We start from the raw sequence: 25,359 nt of genomic DNA, 5'->3' as shown, positions 1-25,359 counted from the left end.
AGAAAGGGGAGAAGTTCTGCATGGCAAATACAACAAAGGGAAGCGGGAAGACAAAGAAAAAAACTTCTGCTTCCGGAACAGCAAAAAAGAAACAGACCCAAACAACGGCCAGAAAAACAACGGTGAAAAAGAGCAGTACCGCAAAACGTACCTCCGGCACAAGGAAAAACACAGTCCGTGAGCCGATGGACGAGGGAGTGCGCGCAGAAATTATTCTGCTTTCCGTGCTTGCTGTTTCGATTCTGCTGATGCTCAGTAATTTCGGTATGGGCGGCGTGATCGGACAGGCTGTCTGCGACTTCTTTTTCGGCCTTTTCGGCGTGACAGAGTGGGCAGCACCGGTTCTGATCTTCTTTGGAACAGCATTTTACATAGCAAACAGACAGAACTTTTTAATTGTGCGGAAAACCGGGGGAGCGATCAGCTGTTTCGTCTTTTTCTGCGCTTTTATGCAGCTTCTGGCGTCCGGCTATACGAGAGATACGACATTTCTGGATTACTATTTTGACAGCGCCTACGATCATCTCGGCGGAGGAATCTTAGGAGGGTCTGTCGTGAAAATTCTCGGCATGGGATTCGGCCAGATCGGCGCGTGGGTGATTATTGTGATCGCCATCGTGATTTCCGTGATCGTGATGACGCAGAAGCCGATTCTCGCGCCGATCCATGAAAAGACGAATGACCACCGCCGGATGGCGGAGGAGCGCCGCCAGGAGCGTCTGGCGCGCCAAGCTGCGATGGAGGAAGAGGAAGGAAAAGAGCTGATTCTTGAGCCAGTGGAGGAACCGAAAAAAGCCGGGAAGAAAAAGAAATCCCGCCTTCTTTCTCATGTGGAATCGAAGGCTGATTTAAACGAAAACGACGATACCCATCAGATGGAGATGCCGGAGCTTTCGATTCACCGTGGTTCTGTGCCGGCTGAAGAGCCGGAAAAGACAGGACCGGAGATGACACGGCAAGCTGCAGAAGAGGCGAAAAAAGAGAAAACGTCTGCGGATCATACGAGAAATCCGCGGTCTTCCTGTGAAGAGATCGAGGCGGATATAGACGGCATTCGTCAGGAAATCGGGAAAAAAGCAGAGGAAAAGCGGCCGGAGTACAAAACACCGCCGATGAATCTTCTGAAAAAAGGGATGCGCGGTGCCATGGGCGATTCCGATGCGCATTTGCGGGAAGTAGCGCGGAAACTGGAGGAGACGCTGGACAGCTTCGGTGTCAAAGTTACAGTCAATAACGTAAGCTGCGGACCGACCGTCACACGGTATGAGCTGATGCCGGAACAGGGCGTGAAAGTAAGCCGGATTGTCGGATTGACCGACGATATCAAGCTGAGTCTTGCAGCAGCAGATGTCCGCATTGAGGCACCGATCCCGGGAAAATCCGCAGTCGGAATCGAGGTTCCAAATAAGACGAACACGGCCGTGATGCTGCGTGATCTTCTTGAAACACCGGAGTTTAAGAACTTTTCTTCGAATCTGGCCTTTGCTGTCGGAAAAGACATCGCCGGTCAGCCGGTCATCGCAGATATCGCGAAAATGCCTCATCTTCTGATCGCCGGTGCGACCGGTTCCGGTAAATCGGTCTGCATCAACACACTGATTATGAGTATTATTTATAAGGCAAAACCGGAAGACGTCAAACTGATCATGATCGACCCGAGGTCGTTGAGCTTTCTGTTTATAACGGCATTCCGCACCTTTTTATTCCTGTTGTCACAGACCCGAAAAAGGCTTCCGGAGCTCTGAACTGGGCGGTTGCGGAGATGACAGACCGTTATAACAAATTTGCGGAATTCAACGTGCGCGATATGAAAGGCTACAATGCAAAAGTTGCCGAGCTGCCGCCGGATGAAAACGGCAAAAAACCGGAAAAACTGCCGCAGATCGTCATTATCGTGGATGAGCTTGCCGACCTGATGATGGTTGCGCCGGGAGAAGTGGAGGATGCGATCTGCCGTCTGGCACAGCTTGCCCGTGCGGCCGGCATCCATCTGATTATTGCAACACAGAGACCTTCCGTCAATGTCATCACTGGTCTTATCAAGGCAAATATGCCGTCCCGTATTGCATTCTCGGTTTCTTCCAGCGTAGATTCCCGTACGATCCTCGACATGGGAGGTGCGGAAAAACTGCTTGGAAAAGGCGATATGCTCTACAAGCCGCAGGATTACCAGAAACCGGCCCGTCTGCAGGGATCCTTTGTTTCGGATAAAGAGGTCAGCGATGTCGTTGCCTACTTAAAAGATCACTACGGCGAGAACGCTTATGATCCGGATATCGAAAAACGGATTCACACCGTAAGCCTGGATGGCGGTTCTGCCGCAGGCGGCGGAGATAACCGCGATAATTACTTCGTGGAAGCCGGAAAATTTATCATCGAAAAAGATAAGGCATCGATCGGCATGCTCCAGAGAGTGCTGAAAATCGGTTTCAACCGCGCGGCCAGAATCATGGACCAGCTCGCGGATGCCGGTGTTGTAGGACCGGAGGAAGGAACCAAGCCGAGAAAAGTTCTGATGTCCATGGAACAGTTCGAAAATTATCTGGAGGAACACGGATGATGGGAAAAGATGTTGTCCGTTGTTTACAAATAACCGGAAACGTGATAAAGTATTAACATAAAATGCGCGAAAATCCAAGTCGTGCTTTTGTTAAAATATTTCTAACAAGATTAGGAGGATATTATGTACAAGATTCAAGAAGCGGAAATGCTCGCGAATAATATCTACCGTATGGTAGTAGAAGCACCGCGAGTAGCACAGCACTGCCTCCCTGGACAGTTTGTTATTGTCAAGGCAGATGAAGAAGGAGAAAGAATTCCTCTGACCATTTGTGATTACGATAGAGAAGCAGGAACTATCACCATCGTATTCATGCCGATCGGAGAATCTACCAAAAAAATGAAAGATCTCAAAGCGGGAGATGCTTTCATGGATTTCGTAGGACCTCTGGGGCAGCCGTCCGAGTTCTGCAGCGAAGATATCGAAGAACTGAAGAAAAAACGGATCGTATTCGTAGCCGGCGGTGTTGGAACTGCACCGGTTTACCCGCAGTTAAAATGGTTGCATGAGCATGGAATCACTGCTGACGCCATTGTCGGAGCAAAGACAAAAGATCTCGTTATTCTCGAGAAAGAAATGTCTGCTGTCAGCAATCTGTACATAACCACAGACGATGGTTCTTACGTAAGAAAAGGTATGGGTACCGATGTACTCCGCGACCTTGTACAGAACCAGGGCAAACAGTATGATGTCTGTGTTGCCATCGGACCGATGATCATGATGAAATTCGTATGTCTTCTGACAAAAGAACTGAACATCCCGACCGTTGTCAGCATGAACCCGATCATGGTAGACGGAACCGGTATGTGCGGTGCCTGCCGTCTAATGGTAGGCAATGAAGTAAAATTTGCCTGCGTAGACGGACCGGAGTTTGACGGTCATCTGGTAGACTTCGACCTGGCTATGAAACGTCAGCAGATGTATAAGACAGAAGAGGGAAGAGCTCTCTTAAGATACCAGGAAGGCGCAACCCATCACGGTGGATGCGGCCAGTGCGGAGGTGACAAATAATGGCAAAGGGATTAAACAGAGTACCGGTACGTGAGCAGGAGCCGAAGGTACGTGCCACAAATTTTGACGAGGTATGTCTTGGATACAACAAAGACGAAGCAGTAGAAGAAGCACAGCGCTGCCTGGGCTGTAAAAATGCAAAATGTATCACAGGATGCCCGGTTAATATCAACATTCCGGCATTCATTGCACAGGTAAAAGAAGGAAACTTCGAGGAAGCATACAAAATTATCGGTGAGTCCAGTGCACTCCCGGCAGTCTGCGGCCGTGTATGTCCGCAGGAGAGCCAGTGCGAGGGCAAATGTGTCCGCGGAATCAAAGGCGACGCTGTTTCCATCGGTAAACTGGAGCGTTTCGTTGCTGACTGGGCAAAAGAAAACGGTATCAAACCGGTTCCGGCAGCAGAGAAAAACGGCCACAAGATCGCGGTTATCGGTTCCGGCCCTGCAGGTCTTACCTGCGCAGGAGACCTTGCAAAACTTGGCTACGATGTAACCATCTTCGAGGCACTTCACAAAGCCGGCGGTGTATTAAGCTACGGTATTCCGGAGTTCCGTCTTCCGAAAGACAAAGTAGTTGCCGCTGAGATCGAGAACGTAAAATCTCTCGGTGTTAAAATTGAGACCAACGTTATCATCGGAAAATCCGTTACCATCGACGAGTTGTTAAAAGACGAAGGATTTGAAGCAGTCTTCATCGGTTCCGGTGCAGGCCTTCCGATGTTCATGGGAATCCCGGGTGAGAACGCAAACGGCGTATTCTCCGCAAACGAGTTCCTGACCAGAAACAACCTGATGAAAGCATTCCGCGATGATTACGATACCCCGATCGCACACGGCAAGAAAGTTGCTGTAGTCGGCGGCGGCAACGTAGCTATGGACGCTGCAAGAACCGCACTTCGTCTCGGCGCAGAGGTACACGTTATTTACCGTCGTTCTGAGGCAGAGCTTCCGGCCCGTGCAGAGGAAGTTCATCATGCAAAAGAGGAAGGTATCATCTTCGACCTTCTGACCAACCCGGTAGAAATTCTGACCGACGACAAAGACTGGGTAACCGGTATCCGCTGCATCCGTATGGAACTTGGCGAGCCGGACGCTTCCGGAAGAAGAAGACCGGTTGAGATTCCAGGATCTGAGTTCGAAATTGAAGTAGACGAAGTTATCATGTCTCTTGGTACTTCCCCGAACCCGCTGATTTCTTCCACCACCTACGGTCTGGATGTCAACAGAAGAAAATGTATCGTAGCTGAGGAAGAAACCGGAAAGACCAGCAAAGAGGGCGTTTACGCCGGCGGTGACGCTGTAACAGGTGCAGCAACCGTTATCCTTGCTATGGGTGCCGGAAAAGCCGGAGCTAAAGGAATTGATGAGTATATCAAAAGCAAAAATGCATAAGGCATTGCTTTTCTAAACTAAAAGCCATATAGACGCGGACAAGAAGTGATCTATATGGCTTTTGGTGTTTTTGACAGATATCCGAAAGGGTTTTAAGATTACAGAATGAAAATTACAGTATTGACAGTAGGAAAAATCAAAGAAAAATATCTGCGGGATGCGATTGCCGAGTATTCGAAGCGCCTCAGCCGCTATGCAAAGCTGGAAATTATCGAGGTGGCGGATGAAAAGACACCGGACAACGCGAGTGAAACCGTAGAGACAAATATCAAAAACAAAGAAGCAGAGCGCCTTCTCAAATATATCCGGGATGACGCTTATCTGATTACATTGGAAATTAAGGGAAAACAGCTCACATCCGAGGAGCTGGCCCAGAAAATAGATACGCTCGGCGTGCAGGGAACGAGCCATATTATTTTTGTGATCGGTGGTTCCTTAGGGCTTGGCGAGGAAGTTCTGAAGCGTTCGAACTATGCGCTCAGTTTTTCGAAAATGACATTTCCGCATCAGTTGATGCGGGTTATTCTGCTGGAACAGATTTACCGGAGCTACCGCATTAACTGCGGGGAGCCATATCATAAATAGCTGCGAATAAGAGAGGTGTGATTGCGATGCGTGAAATGCGTTTAAAAAAGCGGGAGATTACAGATCCTGAAATTTTAAGAGAAATTCTGGAAAGCTGCGAGGTTGTGCGGATCGGGGCGATGGATGAGGAAGGCATGTTTATCGTGCCGATGAATTATGGATATGATGTCCGGGAAGAAGATGGAACTCTTCACGTCTGTCTGTACCTGCATGGGGCAAAAGAAGGGCGGAAGGCGGCTGCATTTGCAGCGGATCCGCGCGTGGCGGTGGAGATGGATTACAACCATGAAGTGATTACAGGTGACTATACGTGTGCGTATTCCTATGCGTACCGCAGTATCATGGGAAACGGAACCATCACGGAGGTGACAGATCCGGAGGTAAAGAAGAAAGGCCTGGAAAAAATCATGGCGCATATCGCACCGGAGGCGAAGATCGCTTTTCTGCCGGAGATGGTGGAGCGCGTTGCCGTATGGCGCATAGACATCGATATATTTACCGGCAAAGAGCGCAGACGAAAATAGAGTGTTCGAAGCTCCGCAGGCTGCAGACGGAAAAAGACAGCAGAAAGGACAGCAGAAATGATTAAAATTGATCTGATTACAGGCTTCCTTGGCTCAGGGAAGACGACTTTTTTGAAACAGTACGCAAAGTATCTGATGGCACAGGGAAAGAACATCGGCATCCTGGAGAATGATTTTGGGGCAGTCAATGTGGATATGCTGCTTCTGCAGGAACTGCGCGGCGATCAGTGCGAGCTGGAGATGATTTCCGGCGGATGCGACAAAGAGACACACCGCAGACGATTCCGCACGAAACTGATCTCGATGGGCATGAGCGGCTACGACCGCATTCTCGTGGAACCGTCGGGGATTTACGATGTGGATGAGTTCTTTGACACGCTGTATGACGAGCCGCTGAACCGCTGGTATGAGGCGGGAAGCGTCATCACGATTCTGGATGCCGGGCTCGATGAGAAGCTGTCGGAGGAAGAAGAGTATCTGCTGGCTTCCGAGGCGGCGAACGCTGGTAAAATCGTGCTGAGCAAAGTACAGAATGTTTCGGAGGAAAAGAAAGAAGAAACGATTGCCCATCTGAACCGCACGCTCGAGCAGGCAGGCTGCAGAAGACAGTTTTCTGATGCAGAAATTTTACAGAAAAACTGGGATGATCTGACAGAGGATGATTTCAAAATGCTCTCCGAATGTAGTTACCGTTCGGAGGATTACCGGAAGCTGGATTTCGGCGAGCAGCAGACATTTGATTCGCTCTGCTTTCTGGAGCCGAAGATTACGGAAGAAGCGCTGAAAAAGGCAGCAGAAGCAATCTTTGCGGATCCATCATGCGGCAATGTATTCCGGATCAAAGGAATTGTAAAGACGGGCGAAACTGTGTGGAGCGAAATCAATGCGACGCGGGAACAGATGACATTCCAGGCAGTGCCGGAGAGCCAGGAAGTGCTGATTGTAATCGGCGCGGGGCTTTCGAAAGAGCGGATTAGTGGAATTCTCGGAATTAAGTAAAAAATGGAGCATGACGGAAAGGGGTATTTTCCATCATGCTCCTGCTGGTTTGGCTAAATAGCAGTTACTGTGAAATGCGCTGCCGTTCTGACAGTGTGGGGAACGGAATGATTTTGGAATCCCGTGCATCATCCGGTGTACAAAGAGCAGTCAACGGCTGCGGCTGATTTTCCATGGTCTGGAAGGAGAGAATGCCATCTTTCCATAAAACGACATCATCCGGTGAATGGACGGCAAAATAGCGGTGCAGCACATCGAAAAGAGAGGATGGAACTGCCGCAAGATCGTGCTCGGGATCGCTGGAATATAGAAAGATCCGGCTTCCCGGAAAACGACGGGAATGGATACCGGCAGAGGGAGCGGTAAAATCCGGGTTTTCGGTAAAATATAAGGATCTTTCTGCGGGTCCGGAAAACGGAATAGACAGCGTTGTGGAAACAACTGGCGCTTCTTCTGCAAGGGCTGGCTGCTTCTGAAATTTGCACAGGAATGGAATATTTTGAAAAAATGTATATTTCTTTCTCATAAGACTCACCTTTCAGCCGGAAAAGATCTGGCATTTGGCAGGGTGGATGTTATCGTTTACTTTAATTTTATCTTATCAGAAGTGCAGAAATAACAGGGTTAAACATTTGTAAAAAGCGTGTAAAACATCTTAAAGAGAAAGAAAAGAAAGGGGAAATCATATGGAACAGGAAGTAATGCAGGCCATTCGGGCAGAACTGGAAAGCAATATAGATGCAAAATACCGGGAATTTCACAGCTCTCTTGTGCCGGGACAGAACTGTCGGATTCTTGGTGTCCGCATTCCGGTTTCGCGACGGATTGCAAAAGCGACAGCAAGAGACCATTATGAAGTTTATACCGAACAGTTTAATCCAGAAGTCTACGAGGAGCTTCTGATCCGCGGAATGATGATCGGCTACGGAAAGCTGACCAGTGAAGAACAGACGGCAGAACTGGACCGCTTCGTGCCGATGATCAACAGCTGGGGAATCTGTGACAGCTCCTGTGCAACGTGCCATTTTATGAAGAAAGACCAGGAGTATTGGTATGGATATCTGCAGAAATGGCTGAAAAGCAGCCGGGAATATGAAATCCGGTTTGGTGTTGTGTGTCTGCTGGACTTTTTTATCAACGAAGCGTATATCGATGCTGTGCTGGAGGAGATGAAAAAGATTCATCACGATGGCTATTACGTAAAAATGGCCGTCGCCTGGGCAGTATCGATCTGTTATATTCATTTTCCGGAAAAAACACAGAAACTGCTGAAAGAAAACAGTCTCGATGACTGGACACATAACAAAACAATTCAGAAAATCAGAGAGTCGCTGCGGATCAGCAAAGAAGAAAAAGAGATGCTGAAAACCTGGAAGAGATAAAAAGAAAACCGTATCGCCGCGTTTTGAATATCGCAGCAATACGGTTTTCTTTCTCTTTTTTGAACTTATTCGTCCCATCCCTCAAAAAGCCGGATGTTGACGGCAATATTTCTTGCAATTTCACCTTCGCTTTTCCCGAGATCTGCCACATCCGATACCGGCGGAAAATCAGGTTCTTCTTCCGTCAGTTCCAGAGAGATCCAGTCATAGGCGGAGTGAATGGCATCTTCCAGCGCCTCGTCGAGGGTATCCCCTTTTGCATAGCAGCAGGCGAGATCTGGAAAATAACCTTCGTAGGTTCCCTGTTCGGTTTTATGAAAAACGGCTGGATAAGTAAATTTCATAGTGTTTCTTCCTTCTTCCTTTTCTTTTTCACGGAAATTCTTTTTTATCGTAGCACTTTTTCTCAAAAGATACAATGCCTAAAATACAATTGATCGTATTTGTAATCTATGCTAGAATGAAAAACAGATAATTGGAAAATACAAATGAAACCAAGGGAGGATTTCTCTTTGATAAAAGTAATTTTGTGGGACATCGACGGAACACTTCTGAATTTTAAGATGTCGGAACGATATGCAATTGAGTACTGTTTCAACAAGTTTCATATGGGAACCTGCACGGACGAAATGTTGCAGCGCTACAGCGTGATCAACCGCGGTTACTGGGAGCGGCTGGAGACGGGAGAGCTTACGAGAGAACAGGTGATGCTTGGACGGTTCCATGAATTTTTTGAATCGGAAGGATTGCCGACGGATCAGGTAAAAGTATTCAATGATGAATATCAGATCCGCCTCGGCGATAAGGCTTTCTTCTGCGATCACGGAGATGAACTGGTAAAACAGCTGAAAGCTACCGTAAAACAGTATGCAGTAACAAATGGAACCACTGTTGCACAGGAGCGTAAACTCCGCTTTTCCGGGCTTGATCAGCTTCTGGACGGCGTTTTTATCTCGGAACAGGTCGGTGTGGACAAGCCGCAGAAGGCTTTTTTTGATGCGGTATGGAACGAAATCGGAAGTTATGCACCGGATGAGGTTGTGATCGTCGGCGACTCCCTCACAAGTGATATCCGCGGCGGAAAAAATGCAGGAATCCTGACCTGCTGGTACAACCCGGATCATCTTCCGAACAAAATTGAAGTTACACCGGACTGTACCATCGACAATCTTCAGGATATCCTTTCGTATCTGGATGAAAGCAGGTGATTTGCTAATGAGAACACGCGTATTACAGGAAAAAAATTATGCGGAGCGGATGCAGAATGGTGTGGAGCCGTACCTCGCCGCTCATGCAGAAGAATTTTACTGGGAAAGGGAGAGCGGTCATCCGATTCATGTTCTTCGTTACCGCGCATTCCGCCCGAGAGGTGTTGTTGTAATTTCACACGGTTTTACGGAAAATGCAGAGAAATATAAAGAGATCGTGTATTATTTTATCAAAGAGCATTTTCATGTTTATCTGCCGGAACACTGCGGCCACGGAAAGAGCTACCGTCTGGTGGATGATCCGTCGCTTGTTTATGTCGATTCCTACCATCGTTATGTAGAAGATCTGCTCTTTGTTGCACGAAAAGCAAAAGCAGAGGCATGCGGTCTTCCGCTCGTTCTCTATTCTCACTCGATGGGCGGCGGAATCGCAGCAGCAGCGGCCGCCAAAGCGCCGCATCTGTCCGGAAAGTGGTCTTGAGTTCGCCGATGATCCGTCCGCTGACCGGAAAAGTGCCGTTCGCCGATGCAAAACGGATCGCAGCTTTTGCCTGTGCCACAGAACGAGGCACACAGTATGTGGTAGGACAGAAACCATACCAGGGAATCGAAAGCTTTAAACAAAGTTCGTCCCTCTCCCGTCCGCGCTTTCTCTATTACCAGCAGAAGCGGGAAAAAGAGCCGCTGTATCACCTAAATGCCGCTTCTTACGGATGGCTCCATGCCGCCGCACATCTGTACCGCGATCTGATGCGGAGCGGATGGAAACGGATCGAGGCTCCTGTCCTTTTATTTCAGGCGGAGAACGATCATCTTGTGTCCAACCGTGCCCAGGAGCGGATGATCCGGAAAATGGCAGAACGCCGTCCCGGCATGGCAAAAATGGTAAAAGTACCGGGCGCAAAGCATGAATTGTTTGGAACCAGAGGGCGCATGCTCCAGACGTACTGGAATATGGTATTTGCTTTTCTGGAAAAAGATCTGTAACAAAAGAGAAGGGATGACAAAATGACACAGACAGAAATCGAAGAATATATTACCCAGTTTCCTATCTATCAGTATGCATTTGTAAAACCGGAGGACATCGAATTCAATGACCGGGTCCGCCAGATCTGCAAAAAGGAGTGCTCCCGCTACGGAGCCTCCTGGTCCTGCCCACCGGCGGTCGGCACTGTTGAAGTCTGTAAGGAGCGTTGCATGAACTACGATCACGTTCTGTTCTTCTCCAGCATCGCAGAAGTGGACAACATCATGGATATGGATGAGACATTAAAAACAAAATCGGAGCACGAAAAAATCACACGCGAAATCGAGCAGCATTTAAAAGACAAAACCCTGCTCACCTTCGCCCTTTCCTCCGATTCCTGCCAGCTCTGCGATAAATGTACCTACCCGAGAGGCGGCTGCCGCCATCTTGAACTGATGCATCCATGCATCGAGAGCCACGGCATCGTTGTTGCAAACCTGATTGAAAAAAACATGATGGATTATTACCTCGGCGAGCATATGGTCATATGGTTCAGCATGATTTTCTATAAAGAATCGTAATCTGTGATGTAATTTTCCATTCTTTCAAACGTATTTACAGTAGAGGATTTCGCTGTAAGAAATTCAGAAAATACACAAGAGGGGGAATGAAATATGCTGAGAAAGGCAGGAAATTTTCTCAGGTATCTGTTCGGTATTCTGATGATACTGGCGGGAGCCGGTTACTGGAAAGAGGAGAAGGCATATGCATTGTCACTGCTGCTGCTTGGAATCTTTTTGCTTCCGGTTACCTGGAATACGATAAAGAAACGGTTTCATGTGGCGAAAGCACTTCCTGTGCTGCTTCCTGTGTTGCTGCTGGTTTCCGCCTGTGCGCTGACACCTGTGACGTACAGCAGTAAGGAAACACAGAAGGCATCTGCAGAGTCTGTTTCCGTCAGCGTTACGGCAGCGCCGACGAAAAAAGCGACACCGACCCCGACTGAAACATCAACACCAACGCCGACAGCAACACCGACCGAAACACCAACGCCGACAGCAACACCGACTCCGACTGCTACCCCAACTCCAACGGCTGACCCGACCGAGACGCCGACACCTGAGCCAACCATAGAAGCTGCGGCGGAAGAAACCGTTGAAACGCAGGCAGCGGAAGAAACGCAGCCGGCAGTGACTGCTGAAGAACCACAGGTAACGGAAGCTCCGCAGGAATCGGATCCGTATGGAGGACAGCTCGTGTGGATTCAGAGACCGGATCGAAGTACCATAACAAAAATAACTGCGGCAGAATGAATCCGGATCGGGCATATCAGATGACGAGAGAAAATGCAGAAACCCAGGGGTATGAACCCTGCAAAAAATGTTTTTAAAAAAGAGAAATGAAACCCCGCAGCCTGATCGGGCAGGAAACCCCAGCGGCTGCGGGGTATTTTTGTGCTTTTTTCTGCATAAAATAGCGATAGAACAAAAAGCAGACCCGCAAAGCAGAGGAGGTTTTGGATGCGAAAAAAGAAAAAGCAAAAAAAATCACTCCATCCGCCGGGCGGGGAGCTGCTTTCGGCGATGCAGGTTCCGTCAGATCTTGCTTTTGGCGAGCCGGTTGTGACGTTTTACGGCGGGAGAGAAGTGCAGATTGAAAATTACCGCAGGATTCTGGAATATAATGCGTGCCGCCTCTGTGTGCTTACACAATACGGCAGGCTGCTCCTTGTGGGAGAGGGAATCCGGATTGTTTCGTATTCCGGGGAGGAGATGCGGGTGGAAGGGAGAATCGATCAGGTGACGTTTCAATAAGTGTAATGATTCCAATCATTCCAATGCTGAAAAGGGGGTGTGCGTTTGCAGAGGGGAAAGGTTTTCTGGAAAGGCAATGTGCGGATTCGTGTGACGGGCCGTGAACCGGAGCGTTTTTTCAATCTGTGCGGGCACCATAACATCACACTGTGGGACGTGACAGAACATCAGGCTGCTTTGAGATGAGCCTTCTGCCGGAAGATTTCTTCCGTCTCCTGCCGATCCGCCGCAAGAGCGGTGTGCGCATCCGAATACAGAAAAAACAGGGACTGCCTTTCTTTTACCGGCGAAGTTTAAAAAGAAAGGCGTTTTTTATTGGCATTTTTCTCTGTCTGGCGGGACTTTATATACTGTCGCAGTTTATCTGGAATATTCATGTGGAAGGAAACTACGCGAACAGTACGCAGACGATCTTAAACAGCCTGGATGCGGCCGGGATTCATCATGGAATCTGGAAAAAACGAGTGGACTGCAGCAAAACCGCATCGTATCTGCGGGAGCAGTTTCCCAATCTGACCTGGGTGTCCGCAAAAATAGAAGGGACGCAGCTTGTCCTTGCGGTAAAAGAAAACGTAGACGGCTATGTGATCGAAGAAAAAGCAGATGATCCGCAGAATCTTGTGGCGAAAAAAGAAGGGACGGTCGTGCGCATTATCACACGGAACGGCATTCCGCAGGTGCTCCCAGGCGATACGTGCCAGGCAGGTGATATTCTCGTAAAGGGCGAGATTCCGCTTGTGAATGACAGCGGGGAGACGTACGGCTATTCTTATGTCCACGCAGATGCGGATATCGATCTCGAGACGACGTGGTACTATTATGATACCTTTCCGCTTTCCCATACGGTACGGACATATCAGAAAGCAGAGAAAAAAACGCCGGTATTCCAGATTTCTGCTTACCGATTTTTCCTTGGAAATCTGCTGCCGGAGAATTTTGTGGCGAGTTTGCGGAGCATGACCGGAACGGCGGATCAGAAAACAGAGAAAAGGGAAAATGGAGCAGACGAGGAAGTGTCCCTTCAGCAGCTTTATCTGACAGAAAACTTTGCCCTTCCGTTTTATTTCGGCTACCGTCAGAAATTTCCTTTTGAAGTTCAGAAAGAAACCTACTCAGAACACGAGGCAAAAGAAAAAGCCTCGCAGAATTATCAGAAATTCCACAGAAATTTATCAGAAAAAGGACTTCAAATATCGGAGAATCATGTTACAATAGAACTTAACGATACGTCATGTATCACAAAAGGGACACTTCGCGTGATAGAACGGGCCGTAGAAGCACAGCCCTGCGAAATGCAGAAGATGTCGGATGGAAAGGAAACAATGGTAGATGAACAGCAATAACAACATGATAGAACTGCAGATGGAACTGCCCATCGAACATGAAAAGAAAGTATTCGGCCAGTTTGATGAACACATCAAAATCCTGGAGAGATCCCTGGCGGTTACGCTGATCTCCCGGGACGGCGTTTTAAAAATTGTAGGCCCGGCATCGAATGCAGCGCGCGCAAAGGAATGTCTGACACAGCTTCTGGAGCTCTCACGCCGCGGAAATGATATCACCACACAGAACGTCAATTATGCAATCTCACTTGTTATGGAGGACAGCGGAAGCAGCCTTGCTGAAATCGACAGTGACTGCATCTGCCACACGGTCGCAGGCCGTCCGGTCAAACCGAAAACACTCGGTCAGAAAGCGTACGTGGATGCGATTCGGGAAAAGATGGTCGTCTTCGGCGTCGGCCCTGCCGGAACCGGAAAAACATACCTTGCAATGGCGATGGCGATCACCGCGTTCCGAAACGATGAAGTAGGACGTATTATCCTGACGCGTCCGGCGATTGAGGCGGGTGAAAAACTCGGTTTCCTGCCTGGCGACCTGCAGAGTAAAATTGACCCGTATCTGCGGCCGCTCTACGACGCGCTGTATCAGATCATGGGAGCAGAGAGCTTCCAGAAAAACATGGAAAAAGGCCTGATTGAGGTTGCGCCGCTCGCGTACATGCGAGGCCGTACGCTCGACAATGCGTTTATTATCCTTGATGAGGCACAGAATACGACACCGGCGCAGATGAAGATGTTCCTGACCCGTATCGGTTTCGGTTCCAAAGTCATTGTAACCGGAGATGCCTCTCAGAAGGACCTTCCTTCCGGTACACGCTCCGGCCTTGATGTGGCAATGCAGGTACTGAAAAAAGTAGACGGAATTTCCTTCTGCGAGCTGACGAGCAAGGACGTTGTCCGTCATCCGCTGGTGCAGAAGATTGTACAGGCTTACGATGAATATGAAAAGAAAGCAAAGCCGGAAAATCACAGCGGCAGAGCAAAAAGTACGACGAGAAAACGGAGGGAAAATAAATGACACTGACGTTTGAAAATGAACAGGATTTTGACCTTGGATTTGATCCGGAAGAGGTTGCAGCAGCGGTAATCAATGGTGTGCTGGATCAGGAAGCGTGCCCGTATGAGGCAGAAGTAGAACTGATTCTGACCGATCCGGAAAATATCCGCACCATGAACCGGGAACACAGAAACATTGACCGGGAGACAGACGTGCTTTCTTTCCCGATGGTAGATTATCCTTCTCCGGCTTCGTTCGATTTTCTGGAGACGGAAGAGGGAGATGACTGTTTTAACCCGGACAGCGGTGAGCTGATGCTGGGTGATATCGTAATTTCTGTTGCGCGCGCAAGAGCGCAGGCGGAGGAATACGGTCATTCTTTAAGACGCGAATTTGCTTTTCTTGTTGCACACAGTATGCTGCATCTTCTGGGTTATGATCATATGACACCGGAGGAAGCAGCCGTGATGGAGGCAAAGCAGGAAGAGGTGCTGCAGCGTCTCGGTATCACAAGAGACTGATTGAGAGCAGAAAAGGAGGGGTCTTTATCAAAAAGAGAGGGTTTTACACATTGGGGATTGCTCTGCTGGGAAGCATGATGCTGTTCGGATGCCGGAAAATTGGGGAAACGGCACCGGAAACTGCATCGGCAGGAACTTCTTATGTCTCAGAAGAGACAGCAGGGGAAAGCAAGACAGAAACGAAAGCTACGGAACCAGCGGCTCCGGCCCCGACCGAAGATCCGGCACCGGAGCCGCTGGTTCCGGAAGCGATTGAGCCGACACCCGCGGAGGATGCGCTGCCGGAAGGTATGGTGAAAAGTTATCTGACAGGAGAACCTGTCGCCGAAGTACAGGGAAGAAGGCGCCCGGTGGCGGTTATGCTGAGTAATATCATCAGCGCCTGCCCGCAGAGCGGTATCAGCCGTGCGGGAGTGATCTATGAAGCGCCGGTCGAAGGCGGCATTACGCGCCTGATGGGGCTGTTTGAAAACTATGATGATCTCGAAAAGATCGGATCGGTGCGGAGTTGCCGCGAATATTATGTGTATCTGGCAGCGGGATTTGACGCTCTGTATTACCACTATGGACAGGCGGCGTATGCGATTCCGCTGCTCGAATCGGATCACATAGACAATGTGAACGGCATGGAGTATTCGGAACAGGTGTATTACCGGACGTCGGATCGTCCGTCGCCGCACAATGCGTATTTGGATGCGGCCGGGATTGCAGCGGGAATCGATCTCTGCGGCTACCGGACATCTTACAAAGACGGTTATGACGGATTTTTCCAGTTTGCATCCGAGACAGAACCGGAAACGCTGGAACAGGGACGAAATGCCGCCTATGTGGCACCGGGCGGATATTTCCACAACAATCCGTGGTTTTCGTACGATGAGGCGAGCGGCACGTATTTGCGTTATCAGTTCGGGGAACCGCAGATCGATGAGATGACACAGGAACAGCTTGCGGTGAAGAACATTATCGTGCAGTACTGTTCCTGGAAAAAGTATGATGACAATGCGGAATATCTCGATATCGATGTGGTAAACGGCGGAACGGGAACGTATATCACAAGCGGAAAGGCCATCGACGTGACATGGAGCAAGGATGATCCGTGGGGTGTCACAAAGTACCGGGACAGCAATGGAGAGGAGATTAAACTGAATCTTGGAAAAACATGGGTTCTGATTGTTTTAGATAATTATGCAGATGAGACTGAAATCCGGTGATAAAGCTGGATTTCAGGATTTTTCTCAGATCGGCTGGACAGATCCTGTGTTTTGCGGTAAGATAAAAAGAAAATCCGGTCATTTAACCGAATCAAGCAAGTCCCTCGCTTCTAAAGCGGTGGGATGAATTGTTAAAAGAAACATAACGGTAGTGGCAGGCGGAGAGAAATCGGTATCCTCCACTGACATGAGGCGAGTCACAGTCGAACTATTTTCGACATGTCAGACTCTGTGAAAATACCGACTGTGAGTTGAAACAAAGGAGAAAAATACAGAAAATGGAAATTAATATACAGAGAATCAACGAACTTGCCCGCAAGGCGAAAGCAGAGGGGCTGACACCGGCGGAGAAAGAAGAGCAGCAGAAGCTGCGGAGAGAATATATTGCAGCCGTGAAAATGAACCTCCGTACCCAGCTCGACAATATTGATGTGCAGGAGAAAGACGGAACAATCGTAAATCTGGGGGAGCGCTATGGAAGCAAAAGGAAACATTAGAAAAGAAGTTTTTGCCCGAAGAAGAGCAGCCACACAGGAAGAAATTCAGGAAAAGAGCCGTATGATTTATGAAAAAATCACGGCTCTGCCGGAGTTTCTGGATGCGGACTGCTTTTTTGCGTATATGGACTTCAAAAAAGAAGTCATGACACGGGATCTGATCGAGAAGGCCCTGCAAATGGGAAAGACGGTCGCTGTGCCGCGCGTGGAAGGCGATGATATGGTTTATTATGAGATCAAAGATTTCTCCACGCTGAAATCCGGCTATTTTGGCATTATGGAGCCGGACGGCGGAAAGGTCTGCACGCGGGAAGAGGGCTTTCTGCTGGTACCCGGTGTGGCCTTTGATCCGGCGCGCCACAGAGTAGGATATGGAAAAGGATTTTATGACCGCTTTCTTGCCGCACATCCAGGGTTTACAACGGTTGCAGCGGCGTTTGAGTTTCAGCTGTTTGATGCGGTGCCGTTTGAAGAGACGGATGTTCTGCCGCAGATGCTGGTGACAGAGCAGAAGATTTACCGTTAAGCCAATTACGATAAGACAACACGAGGAGGAGACGAGTATGATGAAGCTGGAAGAAATCGGAACGAGAGCCCGCCAGGCGGAGCCTGTGCTTCGAATCATGGAGACGGAGAAGAAAAACCGTGTGCTGAAAAAAGCAGCGGAAAACCTTGTGGCAGACGCCGAAACGATTATCGCGGCCAATGCGCTGGATATGGAGCATGGAAAAGAAAAAGGCATGTCTCAGGGACTTCTGGACCGGCTCTTTCTGGACAAAAGCCGGATTGAAGCAATGGCAGAAGGCATGTGTCAGGTATCCGAACTGGACGACCCAATCGGGGAAGTGCTGGGAATGAAAAAACGCCCGAACGGTCTTCTGATCGGACAGAAACGTGTTCCGCTCGGTGTTGTCGGCATCATCTACGAGGCACGCCCAAATGTGACGGCGGATGCATTTGCACTCTGCTTCAAAACGGGAAATGTCGTGATTTTAAAAGGCGGAAGCGATGCAATCCACTCGAATACGGCGATTGTTGCCTCTCTTCGGAAAACACTGAAAGAGGAGCAGGTGCCGGAAGACGCCCTGCTTCTGATCGAAGATACCTCCCGCGAGACGACGGCGCAGTTTATGAAGATGAACCGCTATGTCGATGTTCTGATTCCGCGCGGCGGTGCCGGACTGATCCGCGCTGTCGTGGAAAACAGCACGATTCCTGTCATTGAGACAGGAACCGGAAACTGTCATATCTACGTGGATGAGACAGCCGATCTTTCCATGGCAGTGGATATTATTCTGAACGCAAAAACACAGCGCGTCGGCGTATGTAATGCGTGTGAATCGATTGTGGTACACGAAAATGTACGTGAAAAACTGCTCCCGGTTCTGGAGGAACGATTAAAAGAAAAACATGTGGAAATGCGCGCAGACGAAAAGGCAAGAGAATACATGCCGGAAGCAGAAGAAGCGACAGAAGAGGACTGGGGAAAAGAGTATCTCGACTATATCGTATCCATTAAAACGGTTTCCTCTATCGACGAAGCGATCGCGCACATCAACCGCTACAACACAAAACACTCCGAAGCAATCATCACCAACAACTACACCCACGCCCAGAAATTCCTGGACGAAATCGATGCAGCTGTAGTCTACGTCAACGCCTCCACCCGCTTCACCGACGGCTTCGAATTCGGCTACGGCGCCGAAATCGGAATCAGCACCCAAAAACTTCACGCCAGAGGCCCAATGGGACTGCTGGCGCTGACGTCGATTAAAAATATCGTATACGGAACGGGACAGATCCGAAAATAAAAGAAGAAAGATCTTGTTGTCAAAGGGCAACCCAGTTGATCCAGTGACCGATTGCTGATGACCACCCGTCACCCGATCACTGACCAACTCCCAACTGTCCCTTTTCCGGATCAACAGCCCAGACAACAGCCGCATTGCTCACCTTCTTCGGACTTGGAAGAATCGAAGGTCTTGGAATCGGAACGGTAGCAGCTGCTTTTACGATGGGAAAAGGTATTGTGCTGATGGGAAAACTGCTGGATAAAAAGTTTGCGTTTGTCTCCGTTTTATCACCGGAAAGACCGTAAAATGCAGGGCTGATATTTGATCGTAAAAAATTAGAAAAAAATGTAAAATCCTCTTGAAACCAAGGGGATTTTACTGTATAATGAGCAGGACAAAAACAACTGCAGAGTAAGTTCATATGCGTAAAGTGCTCCCGGGATAGAGAGTAGCCAGGGAGACGAAAAGAGAAAATCTTGCGGTATATGAATTGCATCTCGCTGCAACAGAAGATAGAGACAAGAGATTATCTCCTATTGTAGTCAGATATCTGTAAAGGAGGTAATTTTTTATGCAGAAAAATGCAAATGAAACAGCAAAAGAAACAAAAAACATGTTTCTGCAGTCAGCAAAAGAGCTGAAAGCAGTCACAACCCTCGCAGCCTGTGCCATGTTCGCAGCGCTGGCGATGATTCTGAACCAGGTAGCATCGATTGATATCGGACCTTATGTCCGCATCGGATTTTCCGGAATCCCGAACCGCCTTGTCGATTACCTGTTCGGACCAGTGACAGGATGTCTTTTCTCCGGCATTCTTGATGTCGTAAAATACTTCCTGAAACCGAGCGGCCCGTTCTTCTTCGGATTCACCTTTAATGCGATGCTGGCATCTTTTATGTATGGATGCTTCTACTATCGCAAAAAACTGACCATCAAACGTGTGCTTGCAGCCAAGTTCATCGTTATGCTGACTGTCAACGTACTGCTGAACACCCTGTGGATCAGCATGCTGTATGGAAAAGGAATCATGGTGCTTCTTCCGGCACGTGCCTTAAAGAACCTGATTATGTGGCCGATCGATTCCATCATTTTCTACAGCCTGACGAAGTTGATCGAGCAGACCGGCGTCTTCCGCATGTTTCATGCAAGAACCGCTGCACAGGCACAGAGATAAAGAAAAATTCAGACACCATCAAAACGATACATTTACCAATCTGCAGAAAAGGTACTGTCCGCCAGAACAAAAAGGAAGCGGATGGGTTTTGTCGGAAAAGAAAAGCGAAAAAGAACTGCGGCAGGAACTTCCCCAAAAGGAAGCCTGCCGCAGTTCTTTTTGTATGAAAATCCCATCAGGCGGACAGCGATTTTACTGATATCCGTGATCTGACCAGTCATGGTTTTTGATCCGCTCGTAATCCTCCTCTGTAATCGGAAGAATCGTTCCATGCTTGTAGCCGTATGGGAACGAGAAGAAAGCATCAGAACGAACAAATTTTCCGGAAGCAAGGCTGTCTGCAACAAACGGCACATATCCCTGGCCGGCACCCGGAACGCCGTAGTAGTCAAGGAACAGACACCATCTGCTGTCATCAAGCTGTACTGCGGTCGGAGCCTCATAGAGACCGCTCTCTACATCTTTCATGCTCTCATCGAAGCTTTCCATCCGCACATACGGGCCGGCCGCATGGTCGGAGCGGAGCAGAATAATTTTCGCCGGATTGCTTTCACTCTTTACGAAAAGATAATAAACCCCATTCTCTTCATAGATCGCCGAATCAATCACGCCGCTGTCCTCTTTTTCGTACAGAACCTGCGGAGCTGAAAAATGAACAAAATTCTTCGTTGTGCTGTAATAGATTTTTTTGGGACCGTAATCGTTTGCTGCATGGGAAGAAGACCAGTGCAGAACGTACTCACCGTTTTCTTTATCGTAAATCAGATCCGGTGCCCAGAGGCAGCCGAAGTCATCATCACCGATTTTTACAAGACGCTGGTCGCTCCAGTTTACGAGATCCTCTGATTCCCAGACGGAGAAATACTTGCTGCCGTTTCTGCCGATCTCATCCCAGGAATTGTGATACTGATTCCGCATACCGTAAGAAAGACTCAGGTCAGTGGCGAAAATATAATATTTCCCGGTTTCTATGCTGTGAGTGATAGTAAAGTCGCGTACACCCTTATCTCCATAATACGCCCAGAGAACAGGAGCGCCGTCGTTGACAGCTTCCCAGTGGAAACCATCGCGCTGATGCCGAAATAAACCTGTTCGCCGTCTGGTGTTGTTTTTTCCCGAAAATGAACAAATAAATATGCCTGTGCCATAAAATAAAACTCCTTTATGCATATGTTTGGATGAAAAATTCAGATGTTCTGTTTTTCAGGCCATACCTTATACGGTTCCATTATTTTGTAAGACGGATCACATTCCAGCTGTGTTTTCCAAGAACGGTGTGCATTTTTCCATTCTCCAGTTTGGTAGCATCGGAATGGGTCGGAGCAACGTGGTTCGGATCTGCTTCGGTGTTGACCGCTTTCATATCGTCGTTTGTCAGCACGATGTGCTCAGCCAGACGACATCCTTCGAACTGACGCAGATCGCAGGAAACCTCCATATCCTCATCCAGGCTCTTGTTGACTGCAAAAATGGTCAGTGCATCGTTTTCCTCATCCCAGATGCAGACAGAATCGAGATACGGAGCTTCGCCGTACGTTTTGCTCTCGTAAACCGGTGTCAGAACCTGTGTATTTAAGACGGTTCCGCGGCCGTATACGCTTGCATGCATGTATGGATAGAAGATCGTCTGACGCCATGCACCGGTATCGGATGTCATGATCGGAGCGATAACGTTGACAAGCTGTGCGAGGCAGGCAATCTTGACACGGTCTGCGTGGCGCAGGAGTGTGATCAGCATGCTTCCGACGAGAAGTGCATCCTCAAAGTTGTAAACATCCTCAAGCTGATGCGGTGCGCGTACCCATTTCTCCAGCTTCTGATCCTGCTCATTGCTGTGATACCATACGTTCCACTCATCGAAGGAAAGGTTAATCTGCTTTTTGCCGTGTTTTTTCGCTTTGACTGCATCACAGATCGCAACTACACCGGAGATGAAATCATCCATGCCCTTGGAGCTTGCCAGGAAATCGACAGTATCATTTGCATAATTTCCGTAGTACTGGTGTAAAGAAAGGTAATCCACCTCATCATAGCATTCGTCCAGAACCGTATATTCCCAGGAACCGAAGGTTGGCATCGTAAGATTGGAGCTTCCGCAGGCAACAGTTTCAATCGTCGGATCCATGAATTTCATCAGACGGGAAGTCTCTGCTGCAATACGTCCGTACTCAGAAGCGGTCTTATGTCCCATCTGCCACGGTCCGTCCATCTCGTTGCCGAGGCACCAGAGTTTGATGTTGTGTGGATCTTTGTAACCGTGGGATTTTCTCAGATCACTGTAGTAGGTGCCGCCCTTGAAGTTGCAGTACTCCAGCACATTTTTGGCATCCTCCGGTCCGCGGGTTCCGAGGTTAACGGCCATCATAATATCACTGCCGGCTTTTTTCGACCAGTCCGCAAACTCATTCAGACCGAATTCGTTTGTCTCAATCACGCCCCAGGCAAGATCCGGTTTTGCAGGCCGTTTGTCTTTCGGACCTACGCTGTCTTCCCAGTGATAGCCCGAGACAAAGTTTCCGCCCGGGTAACGGACGATCGGTACCTGAAGCTCTTTGACAAGATCCAGGGTATCTTTTCGGAAGCCCTGCTCGTCGGAGAGAGCACTTCCTTCCTGATAGATGCCTTCGTAAACGGCGCGTCCAGGTGCTCGATAAAGGAACCGAAGATTCGTTTGTCAACTTTTCCGGTGAGAAAATATTTGTCAATGATAATCTCTGCTTTTTTCATACTTAAAAATCCTCCTGTTAAAAGAAATGTTCGTTTTCAGACACGATCCAGAAAAACAAAGGATCACCGGCGTGTCTATGATTTTATTCCACCGTTTCGCTTTCGCTTTGGATAGTTTCAATTTTAACAGGAAGATAGAAAAAAACCAGAGATTTTTGTCCGGCAAATTTGACTTTTTTTCCGGTTTTGCGGTAAAATAGGGAGAAGAAAAGAAAAGGGGAAACGAGAAGAATGGAATTTTCAGTTCATATTTGTGAATATAATAGATCCAACGCCGATTATGAGACGATATATCGGCCGGAGGGCAGCGGGGACTATCTGTTTCTGTTGTTTAAAACGCCGATGAAGGTGTATGACAGAACTGCGTTTTTCATTGCACAGGAAAATGCCTGCCTTTTTTACACGCCGGATCACGAGCAGCATTATCAGGCTGTTCAGAAGTTTCGCAACAGCTATGTCCATTTCTGGTGCGGTAAGAATCTGGGTGAAACGTATGGAATTCCGCAGAATGCTGTTTTTTATCCACAGAATACGGAAGCAATTGATGAGCTGATTCGCCTTTTGCAGAGGGAATATATTGTGAAAGATCCATACGCAGTGGAATATGAGGAAGCACTGGTTCGTCAGATGATGATTACGGCATCGCGCGGTATGCGGCTGTACCAGAAAGCGGCAGAGGAGCCGGCCGGACTGTATCAGGAATTCCAGGAGCTGCGCCTTAAGATGTTGAGCCATTATGAGAAAGGCTGGACGACAGAAAAGCTTTGCCAGATGGCCAATATGGAAAAAAGCCAGTTTTATTCTTATTATAAACAGTTTTTCAGCAGCACCCCGCACAGCGATCTGATTGAAGTACGGCTCGACAAGGCGAAAAATCTTTTGACAAATCAGGCACTTTCCATCGGACAGACCGCGGAAATCTGCGGTTTTTCCAATCTGTCTCATTTCAGCCGCTATTTCAAACGCCACTGCGGATGTTCTCCGCGGGAATGGCAGCAGCAAGGCGGAAAAAGCATAAAATATAAAGTGAAGTTGCAGGAAGATGAGAAATGCTATAGCTTTTCCCAATAGCTTATGATAAAATATTCAGAAGATGTTGGAGTCAAAAGGTACTTTGGCCATGATATCTTCAGAAAAAGTAAGAAAAAGGGAGAGCAGTATGAAAAAGAGAGAGTCATTTAACAGTCGGTGGGGATTTATCCTGGCCTGCATCGGCTCTGCAGTTGGAATGGGCAACATCTGGATGTTCCCTACCCGGGTTTCCTTGTACGGAGGAGGTTCCTTTCTGATTCCGTATTTCCTGTTCGTTGCACTGATCGGCTTTACCGGTGTGAGCGGGGAGATGAGTTTTGGCCGTGCCACAAGATCCGGTCCGGTTGATGCGTTCGGTTTTGCGTGTGAAACGAAAGGAAAACGAAAAGCCGGAGAGGCGCTTGGTCTGATTCCGGTGCTGGGTTCCCTGGCAATGGCGATCGGTTATACGGTTGTCATGGGGTGGATTTTCAGGTACATGATCGGAACCTTTACCGGAAAGACACTGTCAGCTGTGAGCGTAGAGGATTTTGCCGGAGCGTTTGAATCCATGGCATCTGCGTTTGGAAACAATTTCTGGCAGATCGCAGCTCTTGTGGTTGCGATGGTCATTCTGGCATTTGGTGTTGGTAAGGGAATTGAGAAGGTCAATAAGGTGCTGATGCCTGTTTTCTTTCTCCTGTTTGTTGCACTTGGTATCTATGTTGCCTTTCAGCCCGGTGCAGCGGATGGATACCGTTATATTTTCCGTGTGGAACCAAAAGCACTTGCAGATCCGAAGACCTGGATTTTTGCACTTGGTCAGGCATTCTTTTCCCTGTCTGTAGCCGGAAACGGAACACTGATCTATGGTTCCTATTTGTCAGATGGAGAAAATATTCCGGCCGCCGCCGGAAGAGTAGCATTTTTTGATACGCTCGCTGCTATGCTTGCTGCGCTGGTTATTATCCCGGCGATGGCAACTACGGGAGCACAGTTAAATACAGGAGGACCTGGACTTCTGTTCATTTTCCTTCCGAATTTGATAAAGTCTATGCCGGGTGGCGCGCTGATCGCAATCGTTTTCTTTGTCGCTGTCTTTTTTGCCGGCCTTACCTCTCTGATTAACCTGTACGAAGCACCGATTGCAACGGTACAGGAAAAATTTCATCTCGGAAGAGTAGCAGCCTGCGGTGTGATCGGGGTTATCGGTGTGGTCGTATCTCTTCTGATCCAGGGCATTGTATCCCAGTGGATGGATGTTCTGTCGATCTACATTTGCCCGCTCGGCGCCGGCCTTGCCGGAGTCATGTTCTTCTGGATCTGCGGAAAGAAGTATGTGCAGTCCCAGGTAGACAAGGGAAGAAGCAGCAAATTCACGGATCTGTATTATCCGATCTGCAAATATATCTACGTGCCGATCTGTGTGCTGGTTCTGATTCTCGGAATCGTGCTGGGCGGAATCGGCTGAAACGATGTTGATAGAAAACGCGCCTGTCGTGCGGAAAAAAATCCGGCGGCAGGTGCGTTTTTTGATAAAATTTTTCAAATATATAAATCCGATTGAAATACTCGGAAAAAAGGTCTACAATCGGAGGCGAAAACAGAGATTTTAACCTCGAAGCAAAATAAGGAGGATAT

General features: G+C 48.5%; 26 protein-coding genes, 3 pseudogenes and 1 riboswitch. Of the genes and pseudogenes, 24 read left to right on the top strand and 5 right to left on the bottom strand.

Annotated elements, in window-relative coordinates; all coding sequences use genetic code 11:
* Positions 1 to 20 precede the first annotated feature (20 nt).
* The 6 genes and pseudogenes from DWZ60_RS20655 to DWZ60_RS05690 all read left to right on the top strand — a co-directional run bounded on the left by DWZ60_RS20655 (position 21) and on the right by DWZ60_RS05690 (position 7,073).
* Positions 21 to 2,560: pseudogene (locus tag DWZ60_RS20655) on the top strand (DNA translocase FtsK 4TM domain-containing protein).
* Between the two features lie 123 nt (positions 2,561 to 2,683).
* On the top strand, positions 2,684 to 3,571 hold the full coding sequence (locus tag DWZ60_RS05710; RefSeq protein WP_055217977.1) for a sulfide/dihydroorotate dehydrogenase-like FAD/NAD-binding protein: 888 nt from the start codon (positions 2,684 to 2,686) through the stop codon (positions 3,569 to 3,571).
* Positions 3,571 to 4,965 carry an NADPH-dependent glutamate synthase gene (gene gltA / locus DWZ60_RS05705; RefSeq protein WP_022462566.1) on the top strand — a complete coding sequence of 465 codons (1,395 nt, stop codon included), beginning with the start codon at positions 3,571 to 3,573 and terminating at the stop codon, positions 4,963 to 4,965. The genes DWZ60_RS05710 and gltA overlap by 1 nt, the downstream gene beginning before the upstream one ends.
* 105 nt (positions 4,966 to 5,070) lie before the next feature.
* Positions 5,071 to 5,550: a 23S rRNA (pseudouridine(1915)-N(3))-methyltransferase RlmH gene (gene rlmH, locus DWZ60_RS05700; protein WP_117508974.1), complete on the top strand. Its 480-nt coding sequence runs from the start codon at positions 5,071 to 5,073 to the stop codon at positions 5,548 to 5,550.
* Between the two features lie 26 nt (positions 5,551 to 5,576).
* On the top strand, positions 5,577 to 6,074 hold the full coding sequence (locus DWZ60_RS05695; protein WP_117812764.1) for a pyridoxamine 5'-phosphate oxidase family protein: 498 nt from the start codon (positions 5,577 to 5,579) through the stop codon (positions 6,072 to 6,074).
* A 57-nt stretch (positions 6,075 to 6,131) separates the two neighbouring features.
* Positions 6,132 to 7,073 (top strand): GTP-binding protein, encoded by a 942-nt coding sequence (locus DWZ60_RS05690; protein WP_118697237.1) that lies wholly within the window; start codon positions 6,132 to 6,134, stop codon positions 7,071 to 7,073.
* 64 nt (positions 7,074 to 7,137) lie between these two features.
* Here the strand turns inward: DWZ60_RS05690 and DWZ60_RS05685 are convergent, their stop codons facing one another.
* Positions 7,138 to 7,599 carry a hypothetical protein gene (locus tag DWZ60_RS05685; RefSeq protein ID WP_055217971.1) on the bottom strand — a complete coding sequence of 154 codons (462 nt, stop codon included), beginning with the start codon at positions 7,597 to 7,599 and terminating at the stop codon, positions 7,138 to 7,140.
* Positions 7,600 to 7,759: 160 nt separating this feature from the next.
* Here DWZ60_RS05685 and DWZ60_RS05680 point away from each other — a divergent pair, with 160 nt between their 5' ends.
* The gene (locus tag DWZ60_RS05680) at positions 7,760 to 8,455 is read left to right on the top strand and encodes a DNA alkylation repair protein (RefSeq protein ID WP_119221371.1); all 696 of its coding nucleotides are present in this window, start codon (positions 7,760 to 7,762) and stop codon (positions 8,453 to 8,455) included.
* Positions 8,456 to 8,520: 65 nt separating this feature from the next.
* Here the strand turns inward: DWZ60_RS05680 and DWZ60_RS05675 are convergent, their stop codons facing one another.
* Entirely contained in the window at positions 8,521 to 8,799 is a 279-nt protein-coding gene (locus DWZ60_RS05675) for a type II toxin-antitoxin system HicB family antitoxin (RefSeq protein ID WP_055228190.1), read from the bottom strand.
* 168 nt (positions 8,800 to 8,967) lie between these two features.
* On the opposite strand from DWZ60_RS05675, the gene DWZ60_RS05670 reads away from it, so the two are divergent.
* The 15 genes and pseudogenes from DWZ60_RS05670 to DWZ60_RS05610 all read left to right on the top strand — a co-directional run bounded on the left by DWZ60_RS05670 (position 8,968) and on the right by DWZ60_RS05610 (position 19,980).
* Positions 8,968 to 9,663 carry a YjjG family noncanonical pyrimidine nucleotidase gene (locus DWZ60_RS05670; RefSeq protein WP_055217965.1) on the top strand — a complete coding sequence of 232 codons (696 nt, stop codon included), beginning with the start codon at positions 8,968 to 8,970 and terminating at the stop codon, positions 9,661 to 9,663.
* A pseudogene (locus DWZ60_RS21115) lies at positions 9,650 to 10,650 on the top strand (alpha/beta fold hydrolase). The gene DWZ60_RS05670 and the pseudogene DWZ60_RS21115 overlap by 14 nt, the downstream one beginning before the upstream one ends.
* A gap of 21 nt (positions 10,651 to 10,671) precedes the next feature.
* On the top strand, positions 10,672 to 11,211 hold the full coding sequence (locus tag DWZ60_RS05660) for a DUF2284 domain-containing protein (protein WP_055217961.1): 540 nt from the start codon (positions 10,672 to 10,674) through the stop codon (positions 11,209 to 11,211).
* A 93-nt stretch (positions 11,212 to 11,304) separates the two neighbouring features.
* A complete protein-coding gene (locus DWZ60_RS17450) occupies positions 11,305 to 11,943 on the top strand; it encodes a hypothetical protein (RefSeq protein ID WP_199669401.1) in 639 nt (212 codons plus the stop codon).
* A 207-nt stretch (positions 11,944 to 12,150) separates the two neighbouring features.
* The gene (locus DWZ60_RS05650) at positions 12,151 to 12,444 is read left to right on the top strand and encodes a YabP/YqfC family sporulation protein (protein WP_022462556.1); all 294 of its coding nucleotides are present in this window, start codon (positions 12,151 to 12,153) and stop codon (positions 12,442 to 12,444) included.
* Between the two features lie 45 nt (positions 12,445 to 12,489).
* Positions 12,490 to 12,630 (top strand): sporulation protein YqfD, encoded by a 141-nt coding sequence (locus DWZ60_RS21110; protein ID WP_158576331.1) that lies wholly within the window; start codon positions 12,490 to 12,492, stop codon positions 12,628 to 12,630.
* The gene (locus tag DWZ60_RS05640; protein ID WP_119221369.1) at positions 12,627 to 13,787 is read left to right on the top strand and encodes a sporulation protein YqfD; all 1,161 of its coding nucleotides are present in this window, start codon (positions 12,627 to 12,629) and stop codon (positions 13,785 to 13,787) included. Before DWZ60_RS21110 ends, DWZ60_RS05640 begins: the two co-directional genes overlap by 4 nt.
* A complete protein-coding gene (locus DWZ60_RS05635; RefSeq protein ID WP_117805405.1) occupies positions 13,774 to 14,805 on the top strand; it encodes a PhoH family protein in 1,032 nt (343 codons plus the stop codon). Before DWZ60_RS05640 ends, DWZ60_RS05635 begins: the two co-directional genes overlap by 14 nt.
* Positions 14,802 to 15,305 (top strand): rRNA maturation RNase YbeY, encoded by a 504-nt coding sequence (gene ybeY, locus DWZ60_RS05630; RefSeq protein ID WP_055228185.1) that lies wholly within the window; start codon positions 14,802 to 14,804, stop codon positions 15,303 to 15,305. Before DWZ60_RS05635 ends, ybeY begins: the two co-directional genes overlap by 4 nt.
* Positions 15,306 to 15,355: 50 nt before the next feature.
* Complete coding sequence (locus DWZ60_RS05625) at positions 15,356 to 16,516, top strand: DUF3048 domain-containing protein (RefSeq protein ID WP_119221368.1); 1,161 nt, start codon at positions 15,356 to 15,358, stop codon at positions 16,514 to 16,516.
* A gap of 278 nt (positions 16,517 to 16,794) precedes the next feature.
* Positions 16,795 to 17,013 (top strand): DUF896 domain-containing protein, encoded by a 219-nt coding sequence (locus DWZ60_RS17445; RefSeq protein ID WP_055267865.1) that lies wholly within the window; start codon positions 16,795 to 16,797, stop codon positions 17,011 to 17,013.
* Positions 16,991 to 17,539: a 5-formyltetrahydrofolate cyclo-ligase gene (locus DWZ60_RS05620; RefSeq protein WP_055228183.1), complete on the top strand. Its 549-nt coding sequence runs from the start codon at positions 16,991 to 16,993 to the stop codon at positions 17,537 to 17,539. Before DWZ60_RS17445 ends, DWZ60_RS05620 begins: the two co-directional genes overlap by 23 nt.
* 40 nt (positions 17,540 to 17,579) lie before the next feature.
* On the top strand, positions 17,580 to 18,824 hold the full coding sequence (locus tag DWZ60_RS05615; RefSeq protein ID WP_117760579.1) for a glutamate-5-semialdehyde dehydrogenase: 1,245 nt from the start codon (positions 17,580 to 17,582) through the stop codon (positions 18,822 to 18,824).
* A 134-nt stretch (positions 18,825 to 18,958) separates the two neighbouring features.
* The gene (locus DWZ60_RS17240) at positions 18,959 to 19,111 is read left to right on the top strand and encodes a DUF6198 family protein (protein WP_158576329.1); all 153 of its coding nucleotides are present in this window, start codon (positions 18,959 to 18,961) and stop codon (positions 19,109 to 19,111) included.
* A 100-nt stretch (positions 19,112 to 19,211) separates the two neighbouring features.
* A riboswitch (THF riboswitch) is annotated at positions 19,212 to 19,311 on the top strand.
* A 66-nt stretch (positions 19,312 to 19,377) separates the two neighbouring features.
* Complete coding sequence (locus tag DWZ60_RS05610; RefSeq protein WP_022461732.1) at positions 19,378 to 19,980, top strand: folate family ECF transporter S component; 603 nt, start codon at positions 19,378 to 19,380, stop codon at positions 19,978 to 19,980.
* Positions 19,981 to 20,172: 192 nt separating this feature from the next.
* Here DWZ60_RS05610 and DWZ60_RS05600 read toward each other — a convergent pair whose 3' ends face one another.
* The 3 genes and pseudogenes from DWZ60_RS05600 to arfA all read right to left on the bottom strand — a co-directional run bounded on the left by DWZ60_RS05600 (position 20,173) and on the right by arfA (position 22,707).
* Entirely contained in the window at positions 20,173 to 20,898 is a 726-nt protein-coding gene (locus DWZ60_RS05600) for a glycoside hydrolase family 43 protein (RefSeq protein ID WP_243038218.1), read from the bottom strand.
* A gap of 50 nt (positions 20,899 to 20,948) precedes the next feature.
* A complete protein-coding gene (locus DWZ60_RS17905) occupies positions 20,949 to 21,128 on the bottom strand; it encodes a hypothetical protein (RefSeq protein ID WP_243038217.1) in 180 nt (59 codons plus the stop codon).
* 80 nt (positions 21,129 to 21,208) lie between these two features.
* A pseudogene (gene arfA, locus DWZ60_RS05595) lies at positions 21,209 to 22,707 on the bottom strand (arabinosylfuranosidase ArfA).
* A 231-nt stretch (positions 22,708 to 22,938) separates the two neighbouring features.
* Here arfA and DWZ60_RS05590 point away from each other — a divergent pair.
* Together DWZ60_RS05590 and DWZ60_RS05585 are read left to right on the top strand one after the other, a co-directional pair.
* Positions 22,939 to 23,778: a helix-turn-helix domain-containing protein gene (locus DWZ60_RS05590; protein ID WP_117761482.1), complete on the top strand. Its 840-nt coding sequence runs from the start codon at positions 22,939 to 22,941 to the stop codon at positions 23,776 to 23,778.
* 88 nt (positions 23,779 to 23,866) lie between these two features.
* Entirely contained in the window at positions 23,867 to 25,189 is a 1,323-nt protein-coding gene (locus tag DWZ60_RS05585; protein WP_117508962.1) for a sodium-dependent transporter, read from the top strand.
* Positions 25,190 to 25,359 lie beyond the last annotated feature (170 nt).

It is taken from the genome of Blautia sp. AF34-10, assembly GCF_003477865.1.
Classification (GTDB): Bacteria; Bacillota; Clostridia; order Lachnospirales; family Lachnospiraceae; genus Fusicatenibacter; species Fusicatenibacter saccharivorans.
The sequence above is the reverse complement of the archived record's forward strand: the minus strand, read 5'-3'. Positions and strand labels throughout refer to the sequence as shown.